Source organism: Bradyrhizobium nivariense (genome assembly GCF_029846695.2).
Taxonomy (GTDB): Bacteria; Pseudomonadota; Alphaproteobacteria; order Rhizobiales; family Xanthobacteraceae; genus Bradyrhizobium.
This window is the reverse complement of sequence record NZ_JARWCR020000038.1, coordinates 62360-80920: the sequence shown is the minus strand read 5'-3', so window position 1 is coordinate 80920 and position 18561 is coordinate 62360. Positions and strand designations below refer to the sequence as shown.

The 18561-nt window shown below is 63.9% G+C and carries 17 protein-coding genes; 9 read left to right on the top strand and 8 right to left on the bottom strand.

The features are described 5' to 3' along the window. Nucleotides 1–304: 304 nt before the first annotated feature. Nucleotides 305–778: a GNAT family N-acetyltransferase gene (locus tag QCM77_RS27255; RefSeq protein ID WP_279661567.1), complete on the top strand. Its 474-nt coding sequence runs from the start codon at nucleotides 305–307 to the stop codon at nucleotides 776–778. Between the two features lie 155 nt (nucleotides 779–933). Here the strand turns inward: QCM77_RS27255 and QCM77_RS27250 are convergent, their stop codons facing one another. The 6 genes from QCM77_RS27250 to QCM77_RS27225 form a co-directional block, all read right to left on the bottom strand. Then, nucleotides 934–1497: a DUF5625 family protein gene (locus tag QCM77_RS27250; protein WP_279661568.1), complete on the bottom strand. Its 564-nt coding sequence runs from the start codon at nucleotides 1495–1497 to the stop codon at nucleotides 934–936. A gap of 144 nt (nucleotides 1498–1641) precedes the next feature. After that, a complete protein-coding gene (locus QCM77_RS27245) occupies nucleotides 1642–2970 on the bottom strand; it encodes an NAD(P)H-dependent oxidoreductase (protein ID WP_279685668.1) in 1329 nt (442 codons plus the stop codon). A 182-nt stretch (nucleotides 2971–3152) separates the two neighbouring features. Beyond that, nucleotides 3153–3953: a phytanoyl-CoA dioxygenase family protein gene (locus QCM77_RS27240; protein WP_279685667.1), complete on the bottom strand. Its 801-nt coding sequence runs from the start codon at nucleotides 3951–3953 to the stop codon at nucleotides 3153–3155. A 48-nt stretch (nucleotides 3954–4001) separates the two neighbouring features. Beyond that, a complete protein-coding gene (locus QCM77_RS27235) occupies nucleotides 4002–4679 on the bottom strand; it encodes a GntR family transcriptional regulator (protein ID WP_279685665.1) in 678 nt (225 codons plus the stop codon). A gap of 191 nt (nucleotides 4680–4870) precedes the next feature. Further along, the gene (locus tag QCM77_RS27230) at nucleotides 4871–5683 is read right to left on the bottom strand and encodes an alpha/beta fold hydrolase (protein WP_279685663.1); all 813 of its coding nucleotides are present in this window, start codon (nucleotides 5681–5683) and stop codon (nucleotides 4871–4873) included. Between the two features lie 2 nt (nucleotides 5684–5685). Next, the gene (locus QCM77_RS27225) at nucleotides 5686–6504 is read right to left on the bottom strand and encodes an alpha/beta fold hydrolase (protein WP_279685662.1); all 819 of its coding nucleotides are present in this window, start codon (nucleotides 6502–6504) and stop codon (nucleotides 5686–5688) included. Between the two features lie 138 nt (nucleotides 6505–6642). Here QCM77_RS27225 and QCM77_RS27220 point away from each other — a divergent pair, with 138 nt between their 5' ends. Continuing rightward, nucleotides 6643–7185 (top strand): methylated-DNA--[protein]-cysteine S-methyltransferase, encoded by a 543-nt coding sequence (locus tag QCM77_RS27220; RefSeq protein WP_275170960.1) that lies wholly within the window; start codon nucleotides 6643–6645, stop codon nucleotides 7183–7185. 24 nt (nucleotides 7186–7209) lie between these two features. On the opposite strand, the gene QCM77_RS27215 is transcribed toward QCM77_RS27220, so the two are convergent. Both QCM77_RS27215 and QCM77_RS27210 read right to left on the bottom strand, forming a co-directional pair. Further along, nucleotides 7210–8754 carry an acyl-CoA synthetase gene (locus tag QCM77_RS27215; protein ID WP_279685659.1) on the bottom strand — a complete coding sequence of 515 codons (1545 nt, stop codon included), beginning with the start codon at nucleotides 8752–8754 and terminating at the stop codon, nucleotides 7210–7212. A 189-nt stretch (nucleotides 8755–8943) separates the two neighbouring features. Beyond that, complete coding sequence (locus tag QCM77_RS27210; protein ID WP_279661576.1) at nucleotides 8944–10116, bottom strand: acetyl-CoA C-acetyltransferase; 1173 nt, start codon at nucleotides 10114–10116, stop codon at nucleotides 8944–8946. Between the two features lie 146 nt (nucleotides 10117–10262). Here QCM77_RS27210 and QCM77_RS27205 point away from each other — a divergent pair, with 146 nt between their 5' ends. The 7 genes from QCM77_RS27205 (at nucleotide 10263) to QCM77_RS27175 (ending at nucleotide 18438) form a co-directional block, all read left to right on the top strand. After that, nucleotides 10263–10928, top strand: coding sequence for a TetR family transcriptional regulator (locus tag QCM77_RS27205; RefSeq protein ID WP_279685657.1), 666 nt, complete (start codon nucleotides 10263–10265; stop codon nucleotides 10926–10928). A gap of 66 nt (nucleotides 10929–10994) precedes the next feature. Continuing rightward, entirely contained in the window at nucleotides 10995–11753 is a 759-nt protein-coding gene (locus QCM77_RS27200; RefSeq protein ID WP_279685656.1) for an SDR family NAD(P)-dependent oxidoreductase, read from the top strand. Nucleotides 11754–11917: 164 nt separating this feature from the next. Next, on the top strand, nucleotides 11918–12724 hold the full coding sequence (locus QCM77_RS27195; RefSeq protein ID WP_279685654.1) for an enoyl-CoA hydratase/isomerase family protein: 807 nt from the start codon (nucleotides 11918–11920) through the stop codon (nucleotides 12722–12724). A gap of 43 nt (nucleotides 12725–12767) precedes the next feature. Continuing rightward, nucleotides 12768–14639, top strand: a complete 1872-nt coding sequence (locus QCM77_RS27190) for an AMP-binding protein (protein ID WP_279685653.1) — start codon at nucleotides 12768–12770, stop codon at nucleotides 14637–14639. A gap of 27 nt (nucleotides 14640–14666) precedes the next feature. Beyond that, the gene (locus tag QCM77_RS27185) at nucleotides 14667–15794 is read left to right on the top strand and encodes an acyl-CoA dehydrogenase family protein (protein ID WP_279685651.1); all 1128 of its coding nucleotides are present in this window, start codon (nucleotides 14667–14669) and stop codon (nucleotides 15792–15794) included. Nucleotides 15795–15809: 15 nt separating this feature from the next. Beyond that, entirely contained in the window at nucleotides 15810–17057 is a 1248-nt protein-coding gene (locus QCM77_RS27180; protein ID WP_279685650.1) for an acyl-CoA dehydrogenase, read from the top strand. 136 nt (nucleotides 17058–17193) lie between these two features. After that, nucleotides 17194–18438: an acyl-CoA dehydrogenase gene (locus QCM77_RS27175; RefSeq protein WP_279685648.1), complete on the top strand. Its 1245-nt coding sequence runs from the start codon at nucleotides 17194–17196 to the stop codon at nucleotides 18436–18438. The last annotated feature ends 123 nt before the right edge of the window (nucleotides 18439–18561 follow it).

The following is an 18561-nucleotide window of genomic DNA, read 5'->3' as shown; positions in this document are numbered from 1 at the left end:
ATCATCAAGGCATTCCGGCAGCAACGTCGTCTGCTGGCGATCCACCCCTTGAACGAAACCCCGCATCAATTCCCCCCGCGATTCAGCAAGAGAATCATAGCATCGACGGAGTTTTTACACAGCCTGGACCCATAGCTGTGTCTTGACGGACGTCTTGCGAGACATCCGTTCGCCGTGCATGATGCATTAGAATCCAAATACAACCGACAACGCACGAAACAATTTCGGTTCACCATGGCGGATATCGTCCGTACAGCCGGCACGCCTGACCTAGACGCCATACGCGCCAATTGGAGAAAACGCGATGATCCGTCGTGCCCACGCGTCAGATATCTCTCGGGTGGCTGCTCTCTATCACGCGGTTTGGCACGAGACCCAAGCTCCCTTCATGCCCCACGCAGAAATTATCCGTCGGTCCATGGAATTTTTCATGGCAAGGATGGCGGCACTCTTGCATTCGACTTTGGTAACAGAACTGAACGAAGAGGTCGTGGCATTTTCGGCGTGGAGAAGTCAGCTTTTGGGCCAACTTTTTGTAGCGATGCCACATCGAGGGACGCACGTCGCGTCAAGTCTGCTGACAGCCTCTGAAATTGAGATGGCCAAGGGAGGCATTGCCGAGGCAGAACTGCACTGTGTCGTTGGCAATGAACGTGCGCGCCGCTTCTACGAGCGCATGGGCTGGCATCACAAAGCTGAAATAATGGAGCAGGTTGCCGGTGAGCACGGGCAAATCGATGTACCGTTCTGGTGCATGACCAAGGTTCTCACCATCTAGCACGCGTCCATCGACCACTTCCGCTCTTGGCCCGAAGGTGAAGATCGTGATGGGGTCCTGCATGTCAGCAGTCGAGGCTAGACAGGACATGCGGAGACGCGGTCTAATCGACCCGAATGACCATAGCCGACTTGCATGACTCGCCTGCAGGACGATCACTTCGCCAAGTAAGTGAGTTCGATCTCTGATCGGAATGGAGTCAATGCCGAGACGTTACTCAAGGGCGTTATGCTCAAAGTGTAGAGACCCTCATCCAAGGATAACAAAGCGAGTTCACGAGCACGGAAGAAAGCTGTCGATGCGACGATCCCGTCCGCTCTAAGGGTCTGATCGTGCACGACGCGTTTCTCCTGATCGTGGACGGTTACGCGAAACGTCGTCGGCAGCTTGCCGGACGGCAAACCTGTGTTGATCGGCTGTGCGGCGGGACCGCCAAGGAGAGCCGTAAGAGCAGCCTCCTCCTTTGCTCCCGTGAAATAGACCATGAGGTTGAGCTGATATCGCTTTTTTCCGATGATGCGGCCTTGAAAGGTGAAGGGTGATCCCTCCACTAGCCGTACCGGAACGGTAAATCGCGGGATATCATGGTGCGCCCATTTTAGGTATTGGACATACGGAGACTCGCCGTACACCCAGCCCCCAGCAACTCGGAAGACACCGGCTGCCAATAGGAAGAGCAATACCGCACCAAGTGTTCGATGCCATGTACGCGTCAGCATCTTTTGGTTGTGCTATAGGAATGCCTAACCTCGCGTAAATGATCCGCCGCTTGTGGCCCCTAGCTGGCCTGTAGGCGATGTTCAGCTTAATTCCGCAAAGCGTCGGCAAGCCGACATCGCTCAGGCGCACCAATGAATCTCGATTTATGAGTGTACGGCCTGATCTGCGCTTACGAACGCCGCCTCCATTGCCTTGCGCGTCCTGATCGTCTCGTTGCCTGCGTCGAACTCGACATCGCTCCAGCGCACGATCTCGCCATGGGCGACGGCGTGTTTCAGTTTCAGCCGATGCGCCAGGCCGATCGGCAGCGCGCTGGCCTTGAGGCTTGCGGCTGCCGGCACCAGCTTGCCCCATACCGTGTAGCCGCCTTCACCGTCCAGCATCTCGCCGGCGCGCAAGTCGCGTTTTGCCACCGAGGCGACGTCGCCGCGGAAGCCGTAGGGCTGCCCGGTCGGCTCGCCCCGCAGCGCGGCCGACAGGACCGAGATGTTCAACTCGAGGCCGATCAAATGATAGGGCTTGTACATCGCCGCGAAGCGACCGCTGGCGTCGGTCTTCAATCCGTATTGCCTGAAGCAGTCGGCGGCGTAGTCGTTCGGCGCCTCCAGCACGACATAGACGCCCCAGCGCAGATCGCGAAACACCGGCCGTCCGTCGCGCTCGAGTGAGGAGACCACCTCCACCACGCCCGACCGCTCCAGCACGCCGCCTCTGTCGCGGGGCCGCATGATATGGGGTAGGTCGTCGACGCCGCAGGGCGGAAACAACAGGCCCTCCGCGGGCACGTCCAGTCCGCAGGCATTGGCGATCGCGGCCATCTCGATCGCCGACTTGGTGCCGTCGAGAAAGGAGTTGAACATCTGCGGATTCATCCCGGCCGACTGCGCCTCGCCCGCGGTCAGCCCGTAATGCTGCCAGACGCTGTCAGGCGTCACGTCGTGATAGGCCGGCAGATACTTTGTCCCTTTGCCGGCGGCAACCACGTGAAAACCCGTGGCGCGGGCCCAATCCACCATCTCCGCGGTCAGCGCCGGCTGGTCGCCATAGGCGAGCGAATAGACGACGCCGGCCTTGCGGGCTTCCTCGGCGAGCAGCGGACCCGCCAGCACGTCGGCCTCGACGTTGACCATCACGATATGCTTGCCGGCCGCGATCGCCGCGCGCGCGTGCTTGATGCCGACGGCCGGATTGCCGGTCGCTTCCACCACCACGTCCATCGCGCCGCCGGCAATGGCGCGGGCGCCGTCATCGGTGAAGACGGTCGCGGCGATGCGGGCCTCGTCCCACCCGACCGTGCGGCAGGCCTCGCGCGCACGATCACGATCGATGTCGACGATGATGGGTACCTCCAGCCCCGGCGTGTGCGGCACCTGCGCCAGAAACATCGAGCCGAATTTGCCGGCGCCGATCAGCGCCACGCGGACGGGCTTGCCGGCGGAAGCGCGGACCTGGAGGAGGCGGAAGAGGTTCATGGGGAATGTCCGATTATGGTCGTGTCCCGGACGCGATGCAGCCTAGGCGATGCGTAGCATCGTCCGACAACGCTGCTTCGCAGAGCCGGGACCCAGAAAGAAACTATCCATGCGGCATGGGCCCCGGCTCTGCAGCGCATCGTCGAAGAGACGCTGCGCTGCGTCCGGGGCACGAGACCTGTTTACTCCGCCGCCTGCCGCGGCGCACGCGCGAGCCGCACCAGCGCGTCGTCGTCCACCGTCTGGATCGGTGCAAAGTCGCGATGGGCGATGTACTCCGCTCGCGTCGGCGCGCGGATGTAGTTCGAGACCGCGTTCAGCGTCAGGTACACGATCTTGCGCGGGTAGGGCGTGATGTTGCCAGCCGAGCCGTGCACGAGATTGCCGTGGAACATCAGCATGCCGCCTGGCTTTCCCGTCGGCGCCACGATGCCGCCCTGCTTGACCAGCCGCGTCACTGTGTCCTCGTCGAGCGTCCACAGCGGGTAGGACGTGGTGGCGAGGTCATGAGACGCCTGGAGATCGCCGGCGTCCTGGCTGCGCGGCACCAGCATCAGCGGGCCGTTGATCGGCATCACCTCGTCCAGAAAGATCGCGATGTTCATCGCGCGCGGCTCGGGCATGCCGTCGTCGCGCTTCCAGGTGCCGTAATCCTGGTGCCATTGCCAGACGTCGCCGGTGAAGGCCGATTTCGCGTTGATCTTGAACTGGTGCATGTAGACCTTTTCGCCGAACAGCTGCTCGACCGGGTCGATCATGCGCGGATGCGCGCCGAGGATGCCGAACGCCTCGTTGTAGAGATGCGCGGCAAAGGCCGTGCGCGGCGCGCCGCTCTTCTCGCGCCAGACTTCGGGCCGGTCGGCGTCATAGATGCCGACCGCCTCGCGCGCGAGGAGATCGACCTCCTCCGGGCTGAACAATTCGGGCAGGAACAGCCAGCCCTCGCGGTGGAAGAACTCCAATTGCTCCTGGGACAGTTTCATGGGTCGTCCTCCTTGTGTTGTTTTTCATTGTCGTCCCGGCGTGAATGCCTACGCCGCCGCCTCGTCCGTCGCCCTCAATCTCTCCTCGGTCATCCGTCCCGCTGTCTGCGCATGCGCAAGCGCCGCACGTTCGGCCGCCTTCGCGTCGCCAGCAAGAATGTGTCCGGCAATGTCGGCATGCTCGGCCCAGGCACTGCCGCGATAATCGAGCTCGGACAGCACCGTCGCCATCGAGCGCCGCATATGCGGCCACTGCGGTGTAATCGTCTCTTCGATCACGGGATTGCCGGCGAGCCGATAGATCGCGCGATGAAAATCGACGTCGAGCGTGATGAGCTCGGCCAGCGTCGTGTTGCGGTCGATCCGGCGTCCGGCGGCGAGCGCCGCCTCCAGCCGCGCGCGTCCCGCCGCGTCGGTGCCTGCGCGCTCCGCGGCAAGCCGGGCGGCAAGCGCATCGATGGCGCCGCGCACCTCGTAGAGCTGGCGGATGCGTGCGGGATCGAGCTGGGTGACTTCGAAGCCGCGCCGGCCGCTCTCGGCGACCAGCCCCTGCCGGTGCAACAGGTGCAGCGCATGCGACACCGGCTGGCGCGACACGCCGAGCCTGTCGGCGAGCTCATTCTGCCGGATGCGCTGGCCGGGCTGCAGCGTGCGGTCGGAGATCGCCTCCAGGATCCGCGCATAGACCTGGTCGATCAGGTTCGGGAGCGGGTCGAGAGGGATCACGCCGGCGTCTCCGAGGGCCATGGAAGGGAATACAGAATTCCGTATTCGAAAATACCGCGGGAGGGTAAGGGCGTCAAGCGCGACCAACGCGGCGTCTGACCTCGTTTTTTGCACTCCGCCAAGCCATTGATATTGCTAGGGTCGGCTACTGTGCATGGGGTTGTTTTTCGAGAAAAAGAGGGCGAGGCCGCCTACTCCGCCAAAAACGCGACCACCGCCTCGCCGAACTCCAGCGGTGCCTGCTCGAACATCCAGTGGCCGGCATTGGGGATCACGGCCGTCCTGCTGCCTGCGATGTGCTCGGCCAGCACGCGCCACATCACCGACAGGCTCCCCGTCGTCGTGCCGCCGCCGATCAGCAGCGTCGGTGTCGTGATCGCCCGCGCATCCGCGAGCGTGTAGGGCCTGCGCTGCTCGTTGATCTGGCCGAGGAAGGTGATGGCGTTGTCGCGCAATTGCTGCTTCGCCGCCGCCGGCACGCGCCGCCACGAGCCGTCGCCTTCGATGCCTTCATAGAAATTCTGCAGCGCGCCCTCGAGATCGCCGGCGCGGATCATCTCGACCGAGCGCGCCGTGCGCGCGGCCAGCGGCGGATGTGCGGGCGTGCCCTCAGGTAACGGCAGGCTCGCATCGAGATCGCCGCCGGGCTCGGCCAGCACCAGCTTGCGCAACAGATCGGGCCGCGCCTGCGCCACGCGAAACGCGATGTGGCCGCCGCGCGAATGGCCCATCAAATCGACCGGTCCGGGCCTGACCTGCTCGATGAAAGCGATCACGTCAGCGACGTGCTGGGCCATCTTGTAATCGTCGCCGACGGCATCCCAGTGCTCGGGAAAGAAATGCCGCAGGCTGACCGAGGTCACACGATGCGCCTTCGACAGCGGGCCGAGCACTGAGTACCAGGTGCGGAAATCGCCGAGTGTGCCGTGCACGCAGACCAGCGGCGGCCCCTCTCCGACTTCGAGATAGGCCATGTCGTATCCGTTGACGCGAAATGTCTGCATGATCAGCTCGCCAAAAAGTCCAGGACCACTTCGGAGTATTTTTGCGGCGCCTGCTCGAACATCGGGTGGGTCGCGTTCGGGATGACCGCCGTCCTGGAATACGGCACATGCGCGGCGAGCGCATGCAGCACTTTTGGCAGCAGGCCCTTGGTCCGGGCGCCCAGGACGAACAGCGTCGGCATCTTGATTGATTCCGCATCCGCCTTCGAGAACGGTGGGCGATTGTCGCGGACCTGGCCGATCAGGGTGAAGGCGTTGTCGCGCAGATTCTGCTTCACCATCGCCGGCAGCCGCGGCCAGGTGCCGGGTCCCTCCAGGGTGTCGACGAAGACGGCGAGGCCGCCATCGACATCGCCGGCCGCGATCTTCTCCGCCGAGGCGGTGAAGCGCGCCAGCAGCGGCGAGGGGCCGCCGGCATAATCCGGATCGAGGCTCGCATCGAGCTCGCCGCCGGGCTCGGCCAGGACCAGCCGGCGCAACAGCTCCGGCCCCCGTTGCGCCACGCGGAAGCAGATGTGCCCGCCGCGGGAATGGCCCATCAAATCGACCGGGCCGAGGTCGAGTTCCTCGATGAAAGCGATGACGTCGTCGACATGCTGGGCGATCGAATAGGTGTCGCCGACGCCATCCCATTGTGCCGGGAAGAAATGCCGCAAGCTGACAGGAATCACCCGGTGCCGCTGCGTCAGCGGCCCGAGCACGCAGCCCCAGGTGCGGAAGTCGGACAGAGAGCCGTGCACGCAAACCAGCGGCGGCCCCGCCCTGGCCTCGCCCACGTCGAGATAGGGCATGTCGTATCCGTTGACGTGGAGGCTTTGCATTCTGGGCTCGCGAAAAGGGGGGCGGAACTCCTGTGCAAGATTCCCGGAAACCGGGTGGATCGCAACTATTTCCAAGCCTAGATTTGGGCTCAGATCACTTTGGGGGCATGCAAGGGAACGCAAGCCAGGGACCAAGCCATGACCGACCAGCATTTTGCCCTGTTCGATAGCAAGATCGGCCTATGCGCCATCGCCTGGGGTCCGCGCGGCATCAACGGCACGCAATTGCCGATGGGCGGTGAGCAGAAGATCCGCACCCGCATCAGCCAGCGTCATGCTGACGCCAGCGAAGCCGAGCCGACCGCCGAAGTGCAGCAGGCGATCGACCGCATCACAAAACTGCTCGCGGGCGAGCCGGATGACCTCACCGACATCCCGCTCGATCTCGACGGCGTGCCCGACTTCAACCGCGGCGTCTACGAGATCGCCCGCACCATTCCGCCGGGCAAGACCGTCACCTATGGCGACATCGCCAAGCAACTCGGCGGTGTCGAGCTGTCGCGCGACGTCGGCCAGGCGCTCGGCCGCAACCCGTGTCCGATCGTGGTGCCCTGCCATCGCGTGCTGGCGGCCGGCAACAAGCCCGGCGGCTTCTCTGCCAATGGCGGCGTGGTGACGAAATTGAAGATGCTCGAGATCGAAGGCGCGCTGGTGAATCACACGCCGAGCTTGTTTGATTGAGGCGAAGCGCCGATTCCGGGCGCGCTAAATCTTCGCCGTCGCCTTAGGCCAATATTTATCGCGCAAATGGCGCTTCACCAGCTTGCCGGTTGGCGTGCGCGGCAGCTCGGCTTCGAAATCGACCGAGCGCGGGCATTTGATCGCGGAGAGACGGCTCTTGCAGTAGGCGATCAGATCGGCCTCGAGCTGCTTGCCGGCGCGCTTCGGATCGTGCGGCTGCACCACCGCCTTCACCTCCTCGCCCATCTCCTCGTTCGGCACGCCGAACACGGCGACGTCGGCGACTTCAGGGTGGGTGATGAGCACGTCCTCGGTTTCCTGCGGGTAGATGTTCACCCCGCCGGAGATGATCATGTAGGACTTGCGGTCGGTGAGAAAGAGGAAGCCGTCTCTGTCGAGATAGCCGACGTCGCCGAGCGTCGACCACCCTTTTGCGTTGTAGGCTTTCTTCGTCTTCTCGGGGTCATTGTGATAGGTGAAAACAGGCGCATCGGCGAAATAGACCGTGCCGATCTCGCCTGTCGGCTGCTCCTCGTCGTTCTCGTCGAGAATCTTGATCTTGCCGACCACGGCGCGGCCGACGCTGCCGCGATGCTCCAGCCATTCCTTCGAGTTGCAGACGGTGACGCCGTTGCCTTCGGAGCCGGCGTAATACTCGATCAGGATCGGCCCCCACCATTCGATCATCTTTGCCTTGACGTCGACGGGGCAGGGGGCGGCAGCGTGGATCGCGCCCTTCAGCGTCGAGACGTCGTAACGGTTGCGGACCTCGTCCGGCAGCTTCAGCATGCGCACGAACATGGTCGGCACGAGCTGGGACTGCGTGACCTTGTATCTCTCGACCAGCTTCAAAAATTCTTCGGCGTCAAAGTGCTCCATGATGATGGAAGTGCCACCGAGCACGATCGCCATCATGTTGAAGCGCAAGGGAGCGGCGTGATAGAGCGGCGCCGGTGAGAGATAGGTGCTCTCGGCGTTCATGCCGCACATGTCGGCGCAGAGCACGCGCAGGAAGGCGTTCGGCTCGTCGATCGGCTTGCCCTCGAACGCCTTCTTGATGCCCTTGGGCCGGCCGGTCGTGCCCGACGAATACAGCATGTCGTAGCCGGCGACCTCGTCTGCGATCGGCGTTGTCGGCTGCGCGGCGGCTTCCTTGTCATAGGAGCGGAAGCCGGCTTGCGGCTCGTCCATCATGTAGAAGACCGGCTCGCCGGCCGCGCCCTTGATCAGGGCCTTGACCTGGTCCGCGCATTTCGGTGTCGTGATCACGACCTTGGCGCCGCAATCGGCGATGATGTAGTCGATCTCGTCCTGCTTCAGGTAGCGGCTGATCGCGGTGTAATAGAGCCCGCTCCGTTGCGCGGCCCAGCAGATCTCCATGAAGGCGAGCCGGTTCTCCATCAGCAGCGCGATGTGGTCGCCAGCCTTCAGTCCGAGCGAGCGGAACAGGTTTGCGCCCTGGTTCGAGAGCTCGTCGAGCTCGCGATAGGTGATCGCCTTGCCGGTCGCCGCCATCTGGTAGGCGATCTTGTCGGGTGTGGTGCGGGTGTGGATGGAGGGGTGGGTCATGATCGCAGGTCTCTCAACAAACAAGGTGTCATCCCGGCCTAGTGCGCAATTGCGCACGGGGGGCCGGGATCCATAGCCACCGATCCCAATTGCTGAAACGCGATGTCGCCCCTGCGCAGCTTAACCACAGGCTCGTGTGGTTATGGGTCCCGGCCTTCGCCGGGACGACACCATTAGCGAGGTAACGACTTACAGCCGCTCCACGATCGTCACATTCGCCATGCCGCCGCCTTCGCACATGGTCTGCAGGCCGTAGCGCTTGCCGCGCTGATGCAGGGCGTGGACCAGCGTCGTCATCAGCTTGGTGCCGGAGCCGCCGAGCGGATGGCCGAGCGCGATGGCGCCGCCATTGACGTTGAGACGCTCCGGATCGGCGCCGGTGGTCTTGAGCCAAGCGGTCGGCACCGAGGCGAAGGCCTCGTTGACCTCGAACAGGTCGATGTCGCCGATCGTCATGCCGGCCTTCTCCAGCGCGCGCTTGGTGGCGTGCAGCGGTGCGTCCAGCATGATCACGGGATCGCCGCCCATCATGGTCATGTGATGGATGCGCGCCAGCGGCTTCACGCCGAGCTGCTTGAGGCCGCGCTCGTTCACCACCATGACGCCGGAGGCGCCGTCGCAGATCTGGCTGGCGCTGGCCGCGGAGAGCTTGCCGTGCTCGGCGATCAGCTTGACGCCCTTGATGCCGTCGAGGGTGGCGTCGAAGCGGATGCCTTCGTCGACGTGGTGGGTGTCCTTGGAGCCATCGGCGCGGGTGATTTCGAGCGGCACGATCTCTGTCTTGAAATGGCCGGCCTGCGTTGCCGCGATCGCGCGCTGATGGCTGTTGTAGGAGTATTCGTCGAGGTCATCCTTCGACAGGCCGTACTTCTCGGCCATCATCTCGGCGCCGGTGAATTGGCTGAACACGATGTTCGGATATTTGTGCTCGATGCCCGGGCTCTTGTAATTGCCAAAACCGTTCTTGGCCGGAAGTTGCGACGACAGGCCCATCGGCACGCGCGTCATCGATTCCACGCCGGCGGCGATCACCACGTCCATCGCGCCGGACATCACGGCTTGGGCTGCAAAGTGCAGCGCCTGCTGCGAGGAGCCGCACTGACGGTCGATCGAGGTGCCCGGCACGCTCTCCGGCAGCTTCGAGGCCATGATCGCGTTGCGCGCGACGTTGTTGGACTGCTCGCCGACCTGCATCACGCAGCCCATGATCACGTCCTCGACCAGCGCGGGATCGACCTTGGTCCGGTCGACCAGCTCGTCCAGCACCTTCGCGGCGAGATCGGCCGGATGCCAGCCGGCGAGACGGCCCCCCTTGCGCCCGCCGGCAGTACGCGCAGCGGCGACGATGTAAGCCTCGGCCATGTCGGTTTCTCCCTGGATTGTTCTGTATCGCGTTGGATTGTCGGCGCGGATTTAAGGGGCGGGCGATCGTTTAGTCAATCGATCAATTAACTCTTGTGGGGAGGCGCTGCTTGGGCTTATCTGCGCGCTCTCGACGCACAGCAGAGATGTCCGTGACTACCAGCGTACCGAACAGGCTCCCCAGCGGCAAAAATTCCACGGCAGAGAAATTGCTCGTGGCCGCGAGCGAGTTGATGATCGAACGCTCCTCGATCGAGATTTCGCTCAGCGACATCGCGCAGAAGTCGGGCGCCAACGCCGCACTGGTCAAATATCACTTCGGCAACAAGGACGGCCTGCTGTTGGCGCTGCTTGAGCGCGACGCCGGAACGGAACTGTCCAATCTCGAATATCTGCTGGCGCAGCCGATCACGCCGACCGCGAAGCTGAAGCTGCATATCGGCGGCATCATCCGCGCCTATCACCGGTTTCCCTATATGAACCGGCTGATCCACTATCTTCTGCACGAGAGCGTTGCCGGCTCCGCGGACGAGGTCTCGAAATTCTTCGTGGCGCCGCTGCTCGATTTTCATCGCCGCCTGCTCGCCGAAGGCGTCAGCCGCGGCGAATTCCGCGCCACCGATCCGGTGCTGTTCTACACCAGCCTGATCGGCGCTTGCGATCATCTGTTCTTCGGCCGGCACGCGATGTCTCGCGCGACCGGCGTCGGCCCGGTCACCGATGACGTCTGCCGGCAATATATCAAGCACATGGAAACGCTGATCTGCGGTGGAATCCTCACAAAAATCGAGGAAGCTGCCGCGGCTGGATAATCCGGCCAAACTCTCAAAGTCTAGAGAAGAAACGCCCAAGGAAAAGGTCGAGGAAAGGTATTCGCGATGCAGTTGAAAGACGTAGCCGTTCTCATCACCGGCGGTGGTTCGGGCCTCGGTGCCGCGACCGCCCGCGCCATGGCCGCCAAGGGCGCCAGGATCGGCGTGATCGACCAGAGCAAGGAAAACGCCGAGAAGGTTGCCGCCGAAGTGAAAGGCGTCGCGCTTCATGCCGACGTCACCAGTGAAGAGCAGATCAAGGCGGCGATCGCGCAGGCGGAAGCCGCGCACGGCGTCGCCCGCGTGCTGATGAACTGCGCCGGCATCGGCGGCTCGCAGCGCATTGTCGGCCGCGACGGCGTCTACCCGCTGGAGAAGTTCGCGCGCATCATCAACGTCAACCTGATCGGCACCTTCAACTGCCTGCGTCTGTTCGCCGAGCGCCTCGTCACGATCGAGCCGGTCGGTGAAGAGCGCGGTGTCATCGTCAACACGGCCTCGGTTGCCGCTTACGAAGGCCAGATCGGGCAGATCGCTTATGCGGCATCGAAGGGCGGCGTCGTCGGCCTCACGCTGCCGGCCGCGCGCGACCTCGCGAGCCAGAAGATCCGCGTCAACACCATCGCGCCCGGCCTGTTCCTGACGCCGCTGCTGATGGGCTTGAACGAAGAGGCCCGCAAGAGCCTCGGTGCCCAGGTGCCGCATCCCGCGCGTCTCGGCGACGCCAATGAATACGGCTCGCTGGCCGTGCACATCGTCGAGAACCCGATGCTCAACGGCGAAACCATCCGCCTCGACGGCGCGATCCGTATGGCGCCGCGGTAGCTCCGCCGTCGTCCTGGCGAAGGCCAGGACCTAGTGCCACCGGCGTGAGTGGAAGCACGAGCTTAGCCAACGCCGGTGGTCCAACAACTCGGGCCTGTGGTTATGGGTCCTGGATCAGCGCTCGCTCCGCTCGCTTGTCCAGGACGACGATGGGGAGATTGCGCATGTCCCAACCGCTGCTGATCGAGCACAGTGACGGCGTCGACACGGCGACGCTCAATCGTCCGGAGAGCCTCAACGCGCTCGATCCCGCGCTGATCGACGCGCTCAACGTCTACTTCCAGGGCCTCCAGCGCAACCGCGACACGCGCGTCGTCGTGCTGAAGGGCGCCGGCAGGAATTTTTGTGCGGGCCTCGACCTCAAGGTCGCAATGCAGCGCCGTACCGGTCAGCAGGAGCCGCCTGGCGTCACCGAGTCGCTGGATTCGCAGCGGCGCATCGCCGACATCGTGATGCTGATGCGGCGCTGTCCGCAGCCGATCATCTCTCTGGTGCAGGGCGCGGCCGCCGGCGGCGGCTTTGCGCTGGCGCTTGCCTCCGATATCCGCATCGCGACGAGATCGGCGCGGATGAACTGCGCCTTCATCAAGCTCGGGCTCGGCGGCTGCGACATCGGCACCAGCTATTTCCTGCCGCGCCTCGTCGGTGTCTCCGTGGCCTCGGAGCTGATCCTCACAGGGCGCTTCATCGGTGCCGAGCGCGCACTCGCGGTCGGGCTGGTCTCCGAGGTCGTCGATGAGGACAAGCTGGATGACGCCGCCGAACCTTATGTCGACGCGATGATCACAGCGTCGCCCGTGGGCCTGCGCCTGTCCAAGGAATGTCTCAACATGAGCGTCGATGCCGGATCGCTGGAAGCCGTTATCGCGATGGAGGACCGCAACCAGGTCCTGTGCAGCCGCTCGGAGGAGTTTTCGGAAGGCATCAGGGCCTTCCTTGAGAAGCGAAAGCCTGTCTATATCAGGCGCTGACAACGAAGATCCGTAAAGGACGAGAAATTCCGGGAGACGCAAAATGAGCGGGAATGCGGCGGCGGTGATGACGAAACCCGCCTTTCGCAAGGTGGAATGGCTGGCGCGCGACATCGACGTCGAGCGCCGCGACGACGGCACGGTGGTGCTGAAGTCGCGCATTCCCTTGCAAACTTACGAGACGCACATTCCGGCTTCGCTCGCGAAATGGGCCAAGCAAGCGCCGGAGCGCATCTGGCTGGCGCAACGCGGCGGCCCCAACCGCGAATGGCGAAAAGTCTCCTATGGCGAAGCCAAGCGCACGGTGGATGCGCTGACACAGGCGCTGCTCGATTTCGACATCAGCGGCCGCCCGGTCGCAATCCTCTCCGGCAATTCGATCGAGCACGCGCTGATGACGCAGGCCGCGATGCAGGCGCGCGTTCCGGCCGCGCCGGTATCGCCGGCCTACTCCTTGATGAGCCATGATCACGTCAAGCTGAAATATCTGTTCGATCTGATCAAGCCGGCCGTGGTGATGGTGCAGGACGGCCCGACCTTCGAGAAGGCGCTGAAAGCGCTCGACCTCACCGGCGTCACCGTCGTTCACGTCTTACGGCCCTGCGACGGCATCGAGAGCGTCAGCTTTGCCGAGCTCGCGACGACACAAGTGACCGCCGATGTCGAAGCGTCGATCGCGAAGATCACGCCGGAGACCGTCGGCAAACTGCTGTTCACGTCAGGCTCGACCGGGATGCCCAAGGCCGTCATCAACACGCAAGCGATGATGTGCGCCAATGCGGCCATGATGATGCAGGTGCGGCCGCGCGATCCGGGCGGTCCGATCTCGACCATGCTGGACTGGATGCCCTGGAATCACACCATGGGCGGCAATGCGGCGTTCCATCCGATCCTGGTCGACGGCGGCACGCTCTATATCGACGATGGCCGGCCGATGCCGGGCCTGTTCGAGGAGACGCTGCGCAATCTGCACGAGATATCCCCGACCTATTACGCCAACGTGCCGGCCGGTTATGCCGCGCTGGCGGCGGCGATGGAGAAGGACGATGCGCTTTGCCGCTCCTTCTTCAAGAATCTCTCGATCATGGCTTATGGCGGCGCGCGGCTGCCGGATGATCTCTACGACCGCATGCAGGCCCTCGCCGTGAAGACTACCGGCGAGCGCATCGTGTTCTACACCGGCTGGGGCTCGACCGAGACCGCGCCGACCTCGACCGGCACCTATTGGGACACTGAGCGCGTCGGCCTGATCGGCCTGCCGTTCCCCGGCGTCGAGCTGAAGATGGTGCCGTGCGGCTCGAAATACGAGCTGCGCTTGCGCGGCGTCAACGTCACGCCCGGCTATTTCGGTCAGCCTGATCTGACGAAGAAGATGTTCGACGAAGAGGGTTTCTACTGCATCGGCGATGCCGGCATCTTCGTCGACGAAGCCGATCCCGTGAAGGGCATCATCTTTGCCGGCCGCGTCGTCGAGGACTTCAAACTCACCACCGGCACCTTCGTCCATGTCGGCTCGCTGCGTACCGATGCGATCGCCGGCGCGACGCCCGTCGTGCACGATGCGCTGGTCGCGGGTCAGGATCGTGCCTTCATCGGCCTGCTGGCGTGGCCGAACCTGCACGCCTGCCGCCAGCTCGTCGGCAATCCCGATCTCAGCTTCGAGGCTGCGGTGAAGCATCCCGAGGTGGTCGCTTGCTTCAGGCGTGGGCTGGAGGCTCACAACAAAGAGTGCGAAGGCGCCAGCAGCCGCATCATCGCGCGCGCCATGCTGATGGCGGAGCCGCCCTCGATCGACGGTAACGAGCTCACCGACAAGGGCTACATCAACCAGCGCGCCGGCCTGGAGCGCCGCGTTGCATTGGTCGAGCGGCTTTATGCCGACAAACCGGATCAAGACGTCATCATTCTCAAGTAATCGACATCACCAACACGGATACGCGCCATGAACTTCGATTTCTCCGACGATCAGAAGCAGCTCCGCGATCAGGCGCGCAAATTCCTCACTGAGAAATGTTCGCCCAAGGCGGTGCGCACAGTCCTCGACGGCAAGGCGCCGTATGACAAGGAGCTGTGGAAAGGCCTCGCCGAGATGGGCTTTCTCGGTGTCGCTATTCCCGAGGACTTTGGTGGTGCCGGCGCCGGTCATCTCGAACTTTGCGTGATCGCTGAAGAGATGGGCCGGGCGAACGCGCCGGTGCCGTTTTCCTCCACCGTCTATCTCGCTGTCGAAGCGCTGCTGATCGCCGGCAGTGATGCGCAGAAGAAGAAATGGTTGCCGGCGATTGCCTCGGGTGAGGCGATCGGCACGCTGGCGCTGTTCGAGGGCAAGGGCAATCCGTCGCCGAAGAACGTCAAGCTCACGGCTGCGAATGGCGTGCTCAACGGTGTCAAGAAGCCGGTTGCCGACGGCGCAATCGCCGACTTCGCGGTGGTCGCGGCGCGCACGGGATCGAGCGGGCGCGACGGCGACATTTCCTTGTTCATTGTCGATCTCAGGGACGGCGGCGTCGAGGTGAAAAGCCTTACCACTCTCGATCCGACCCGGGGGCAGGCCGAGATCACTTTCAAAGATTGCAAGGCCGAGCCGGTCGGTGCCCCCGGCGAAGGTTGGAGCATCCTTACCCAGGTGCTCGACCGTGCCGCGGTGCTGTGCGCTTTCGAGCAGATCGGCGGCTCCGACCGCGCGCTGGAGATGGGCCGCGACTACGCGCTCGACCGCATCGCCTTCGGCCGACAGATCGGCTCGTTCCAGGCGGTCAAGCACATGCTCGCGGACATGTACGTGTCGGCGACGCTGGCGCGCTCCAACAGCTATTACGGCGCCTGGGCGCTCTCGACCAACGCCGCGGAGCTGCCGGAAGCCGCCGCCGCGGCCCGCATCAGCGCGACGCAGGCGTTCCAGCACTGCGCCAAGAACAACATCCAGGTTCACGGCGGCATGGGTTTCACCTGGGAGTTCGACTGCCACATGTACTACCGCCGCGCCAACGCCATGGCGCTCGGGCTCGGTAGCTTGTCCTATTGGGAAGACCAGCTGATCGACCGCATGCGCAAGAAGAACGCGGCGTAAGCGAAGGGCAACGTCATGAACTTCGACGACACCCCGCAAGAGGCCGAATTTCGCGCCACTGCCCGCGCCTGGATCGCGGCGAATGCGCCCAAGCAATACGAGGAGGAGCTTCGAAAGTCCTCGCTCGGCCGCACGCAATTGAAGAACGCCAATATTCTGGAAGTGGCAAAGGCCTGGCAAAAGAAGAAGGCCGACGCCGGCTGGGCCTGCCTGCATTGGCCCAAGGACTATGGCGGCCGCGGCGCCACACCGATCGAGCGCGTGATCTGGCAGCAGGAGGAGGGTGCGTTCGGCAAGCTGTCCGGCATGTTCATCATCGGCCACGGCATGTGCGGGCCGACCATGATGGCGTTCGCGCGCGAGGAGCATAAGCGCAGCTATCTGCCGCCGCTCGCCTCCGGCGAAAAGGTCTGGTGCCAGCTGTTCTCCGAGCCCGCCGGCGGCTCGGACGTCGCAGGCCTGCGCACGCGCGCGGAAAAGGACGGCGACGAGTGGGTCGTCAACGGCCAGAAGATCTGGACGTCGGGCGCGCATTACTCGGATTACGGCATCCTCTTGACCCGCACCGATCCCAACGTGGCCAAGCACAAAGGCCTCACCATGTTCTTCCTGGATATGAAGAGCCCGGGCGTCGAGGTGCGGCCGATCAAGCAGGCCAGCGGCGCCTCCGACTTCAACGAGGTCTATTTCACCAACGTGCGCATCCCCGATCACCAGCGCCTTGGTGAGGTCAATGACGGCTGGAACGTCTCGCTGACGACGCTGATGAACGAGCGCATGTCGATCGGCGCCGGCGTTTCGACCGGCTTTCCGGAGCTGTTTGACTATTGCTCCAGCCTGATGCTCGACGACGGCCCCGCGATCGAGGATCGCGCGGTGCGCTCGAGGCTGGCGAACTGGGCGGTGAAGGCGAGCGGGCTGCGCTACACCAGCATGCGCGCGATCTCGGCGCTGTCGAAGGGCGAGCGTCCGGGACCGGAAAACTCTATCGGCAAGCTGGTCGCGGGCTCCATGATCCAGGACGTCGCGACTTACGCGCTGGATTTGCAGGGCGCTGCCGGCGCGGTCAGCGGTCCCGAAGACGCCGAGGTCGCCGGCCGCTTCCAGGCGATGCTGCTGCGCGCGCCCGGCACCCGTGTCGAAGGCGGCACCGACGAGATCATGCGCAACATCATCGCCGAGCGGGTACTGGGCCTGCCCGGCGACATCCGTGTCGACAAGGACGTGCCGTTCAACAAGATCCCGACGAAGGGAAGAAGCTGATGACCCTCATCCTGAGGAGCCGCGAAGCGGCGTCTCGAAGGATGAAGGCCCAACTGGGGCCTTATGGTTCGAGACGGCGCTACGCGCCTCCTCACCATGAGGCTCTGACACTGAGTCAAAGACTGAGAGGTTCGCCATGAATTTCGACGACACCCCGCAGGAAGCCGCATTCCGCGACACCGCGCGCAAATGGGTCGACGCCAACGCGCCGAAGGAGTTTTTGGCGGAGCTGTCAAAATCCTCGCTCGGCCGCATCCGGCTGGCCCAGCACGACATCGTCGATGTCGGCAAGGCCTGGCAGAGGAAGAAGGCCGAGGGTAATTGGGCCTGCCTGCACTGGCCGAAGGAGTATGGCGGCCGTGGCGCCACCCCGATCGAGCGCGTGATCTGGCAGCAGGAGGAGGGCGTCTACGGCAAGCTGACGCAGCCGTTCCAGATCGGCGAGGGCATGTGCGGCCCGACCGTGATGGCGTTCGGCAGCGAGGACGCCAAGCGCCGCCATCTGCCCAAGCTGGCCGCAGGCGAGGAGATCTGGTGCCAGCTGTTCTCCGAGCCGTCCGCCGGCTCTGACGTCGCGGGCCTCCGCACACGCGCGGAGAAGAAGGGCGACAATTGGGTCGTCAACGGCCAGAAGATCTGGACCTCTGGTGCGCACTATTCCGACTACGGTCTTTTGATCGCGCGCACCGATCCCAATGTGCCCAAGCACAAAGGCCTCACCATGTTCTTCCTGGACATGAAGAGCCCGGGCGTCGAGGTGCGCCCGATCAAGCAGGCCAACGGCATGCAGGAGTTCAACGAGGTCTATTTCACCGACGTCGTCATTCCCGACAGCCAGCGCCTCGGCGCCATCGGCGAGGGCTGGAGCGTGTCGCTGACCACCCTGATGAACGAGCGGATGTCGATCGGCTCGCGGCTTGCGACCGGCGTCCCTGAAATGTTCGAGTTCTGCTCCAATCTGATGCTGGAGGACGGCCTCGCCATCGACGATCCCGCCGTGCGCTCAAAACTTGCGAGCTGGGCGGTGAAGTCGAGCGGGCTGAAATACACCAGCTACCGCGCGATCTCGGCGCTGTCCAAGGGCGAGCGGCCGGGGCCCGAGAATTCGATCGGCAAGCTGGTGTCCGGCATGATGCTCCAGGACATCGCGACCTACGCCATGGATCTCCAGGGCGCGGCCGGCGTTCTCACCGGCGCGGACGAGGAGATCGTGCAGGGCCAGTTCCAGCAGATGCTGCTGTCCTCGCCCTCGATGCGCATCGCCGGCGGCACCGACGAGATTTTGCGCAACATCATCGCCGAGCGCGTGCTGGGATTGCCGGGCGACATCCGCGTCGACAAGGACGTGCCGTACAACAAGATCCCGACCAAGGGACGTTGATATCTCGTATCCCGGACGCGCGAAGCGCGAGCCGGGACCCAGGAGCCACAATGGACAGGCCACAATGGGCCCCGGCTCAGCGCCGCATCACTTCGTGCTGCGTCGCTTCCGGGGCACGAAAGC